The sequence below is a fragment of the Acidipropionibacterium timonense genome (assembly GCF_900605005.1).
Taxonomy (GTDB): Bacteria; Actinomycetota; Actinomycetes; order Propionibacteriales; family Propionibacteriaceae; genus Cutibacterium; species Cutibacterium timonense.
Window position 1 is genome coordinate 1 of sequence record NZ_LR027561.1, and the last position, 3,519, is coordinate 3,519.

Annotated in this window: 2 protein-coding genes; both read left to right on the forward strand. The window is 72.7% G+C overall.

From position 1 onward, the window contains the following. The first annotated feature begins 137 nt into the window (after nt 1-137). Nucleotides 138-1,427 carry a M16 family metallopeptidase gene (locus E0E30_RS13075; RefSeq protein ID WP_130866924.1) on the forward strand — a complete coding sequence of 430 codons (1,290 nt, stop codon included), beginning with the start codon at nt 138-140 and terminating at the stop codon, nt 1,425-1,427. Nucleotides 1,428-1,540: 113 nt separating this feature from the next. Then, entirely contained in the window at nt 1,541-2,785 is a 1,245-nt protein-coding gene (locus tag E0E30_RS13080; protein ID WP_210115902.1) for a M16 family metallopeptidase, read from the forward strand. The last annotated feature ends 734 nt before the right edge of the window (nt 2,786-3,519 follow it).

Sequence of the window (3,519 nt, forward strand, 5' to 3'; positions counted from 1 at the left end):
GGGGCCTCCCACGTATGTCGGAAAGGCCAGACAGGCCGCCCCTGTCCGGCAACCCACGCATCGTTGCGCGGTGAGGCCCCGGCCCACCAGAGCCTCACCCCGAAACGGGGTCACCCATACCGTCTAGGCTCGGACCCATGCCTGCCGCCCCGCACCTTCTCACGAGGATCCTCGACAACGGCCTCACGGTCGTCGTCGCCCCCGACACGACCCTGCCGGCGGTCGCCGTCAACCTCTGGTACCGGGTGGGGTCGGCCGACGAGACCGCCGGTCACTTCGGGTTCGCCCATCTCTTCGAGCACCTCATGTTCTCCGGGACGACGAGCGGCATCACCTCCGGGGAGCACCTGGCGACCATCGAGTCGATGGGTGGGGTCGCCAATGCGACGACGAGCTTCGACCGCACCAACTACTTCGAGACGGTGCCGCCGGGGGCTCTGGAGCTGGCGCTGTGGCTCGAGGCCGAGCGGATGGCGCACCTGGCGGTGACCGAGGAGAACCTGGCGACCCAGCGTGAGGTCGTCAAGGAGGAGAAGCGCCACCGTTACGACAACACCCCCTACGGCGACCTCCTCGATGCGCTGTTGACGAGCCAGTTCGACGCCGATGAGCCCTACGGGCACTCGCCGATCGGGTCGGTGCCCGATCTGGACGCGGCCACCCTCGACGACGTCGTCGCGTTCCATGGACGCTGGTACCGGCCCTCGAACGCCACCCTCGTCCTGGCCGGGTGCCTGGACGCCGAGGAGGCCATGGGTCTGGCCGACCGGTACCTGGGGAAGGTCCCGGACCACGGAGCGGGCCCCGCACCGAGCTCGGTACCCGCCGCCGCAGCGCCACGGCCGTCGTCGGGCCGCCACGTGCGCATCGAACGGGCGGTCCCCCGGACCTCGGTGGTCCTGGCCTGGCCGACGCCGTCCGTCGTCGACCCGGCATCCAACGCCAGCAGCCAGGCCCTGGCAGTGCTCGGTGACGGGATGACCTCACGCCTGGTGCGGCGACTGGACCGCGAGTTGGGCCTCGTCGACGCGGTGAGCGTCTCGGGGCTCGGGCTGTCCCGCGGCACGTCCCTGACCATGGTCATCGCGCAGTTGCGGCCCGGGGTCGAGGTCGACCGGTTCCGCGCCGAACTCGACCCGGTGGTCCGGTCGCTGGCCACCCGGCCCCCGAGCGCCGAGGAACTCGGCCGGTGCCGGGCGCGCGCCGAGCGGGACTGGTTGGAGGAGTGGGCCACCGCCGACTCGCGGGCCGACATGCTCAACTTCACCCAGACGATCCTCGGGGACGCCCACCGGGTGCGCGAGGACCTCGAGCGGACCATCCGCCTGACCGCCGACGAGGTGGCCGCGGCGGCCGTCCGGTTCGACCCCGGCCTGGCCAGCACCGTCGTCCATGTCGACGGCTCCGACGCCGAGGAGATCTCATGACCGACCTGCCCGCCCTGCAGCCCCGCCCCGATGTGGACCCGGCGTCCCCGTGGTCCTTCCCGCAGGTGGACCGGCGCCTCCTCGCCAACGGGCTCGACGTCGTCACCGTTCCCCTGCCCGGTCAGGAGATCCTCGTCGCCGCGTTGTCCCTCGACCTGCCCCTGGCCCTGGAGCCGCGCGAGCTCGAGGGGGTGTCGTCGGTCCTCGTACGGACCGCCGACGAGGGCACCACGGCGCACCCCGCGGCCGCCTTCGCCGAGCAGCTGGAGGCCATCGCCGCCAGCTACGACGGGACCTCCCGCATCTCGCGGACCCTCCTGTCCGTCGACGCGCCGCGTCGTCACGTGGACAGGGCCCTGGAGCTCTTCGTCGAGCTGCTCACCGGCACCGCCCTGGCCGACGCCGACGTCTCACGTCAGATCGACACCTCCCGGGCCCAGCTCGCCCACGTCGCCCAGAACGGGCCGTCCCTGGCCGCTCTGGCGGCGGGCCGGGCGCTGTGGGGCGAGGGCGGACGCAGCACTCGGCCCACGGCCGGCACCCACACGACCCTCGACGCCATCACCCCGACCGAGGTGCGGGCGTTCTGGGAACGGACCTGGCGGCCGGCCGGCGGGGTGCTCGTCCTGGCCGGGGACCGCGCCGACGAGGTCGACCTGTCGTCCCTGGCGGGCTGGACCGGGGCCCGCGAGGGGGTCGGGGACTTCACCCCGGAGCGACCGGCGGGGACACCGACGAGGGTCGTCCTCGTCGACCGGCCCGACGCCGTCCAGGCCGACGTCGCCGTCCAAGCGTGGACGCCGGGGCGCGATCACCCGCTGTGGCCGGCACTGCGGGTGGCGTGCACGGCCCTGGGAGGGTCGTTCGGGTCGCGGCTCAACACGGTGCTGCGCGAGGAGAAGGGCTGGTCGTACGGGGTGGGCATGTCGGCCGGACCGGTGCCCGGCGGAGCGCTGGCGTCGGTCGGCGGGGCGTTCCGCACCGAGGTCGCCGCCCAGGCCCTCGTCACCGCCATGGAGCTCATCGACCCGTCATCGGGGGAGCTGACCGGGCAGGAGGTCGAGGCGGCGCGACGTCATCTGGTCGGCGTCGCCCCGCTGCAGTACGACACGCCACAGTCGGTGGCCTCGCAGGTCGCCGCGTTGGCGGCGGTGGGGTTGCCGGCGAGTTGGGTCAACACCTACCTCGACGCCCTGGCCCAGGTGGGTGCCGACGGGTCGAACGAGGCCTGGCGGATGCTCCTGCCGGCGAGCCGGTGGCAGATCGGGGTGAGCGGCCGGGCCGTCGATCTGGCCCCCGAGCTCGAGCGGTCCGGGTTCGACGTCGAGGTGGTGACGCCGTCCGAGCTGCTCGGCTGAGGGGCGCGACGTCGGGGGTCCGGGGCCGGGGCGCCGAAGCCGCGTCAGCCCGGTGCACCCGTGGCCCGGCTGACGCCGGTTCCGTTCATGCTTGGGTTCTGGTCCTGCCTCGGTCCCATCGGCGTCCCGGTCCCGTTCGCACCCGGGTTCCGTCCTTGCCCCGGTTCCGTGCTCACCTCGGTCCCGTTCTCACCTCGGTCCCGTTCGCTCCTCGGTCCCGTCTGCGCAGCGGTTCCCGCGGGAGTCGCCACCACGCCATCGGACACACCCTCCACCTGAGCCGCCCCTCGTTCAGCCCCCTGACCCCACTTCGCTCCGGAAAACTCCACCCCACACCCACTTGGCGCCACAACCTGCACCCTGCTCCTCGAATACAGGGCGCAGAGTGCAGGTTCTGGCGCTCAGTGGCGTCCGGGCCCGGACTGACGATCGATTCCGGAGCAGAGTGCGGCCAGGCTCGACGCCGAGTGGCACGCCAGAACCCCGTGCGCCACGCCACGATCCCGCGCACCACGCCAGGACGCCGTGCGCCACGCCACGATCCCGCGCCACGCCAGCACCTCGGTCGGCCCGGCAGGACACCGGGCAGCACGTGACCCCGGTCGGCACGGTCAAGTCCCTTTGAGTGGTGTCACTTCGTCTGCTGGGTGGGGGTCAGGCGGTGAGGTGAAGTTGGGGTCTGGTGGCGTCGTGGTGGTCGGTGAGGGTGTGGATGAGTTTGCGCATGGAGGTGT

What these genes read in the sequence shown, in the direction of transcription:
- E0E30_RS13075 (WP_130866924.1), top strand. Translation starts at nt 138, where the DNA reads ATGCCTGCCGCCCCGCACCTTCTCACGAGGATCCTCGACAACGGCCTC.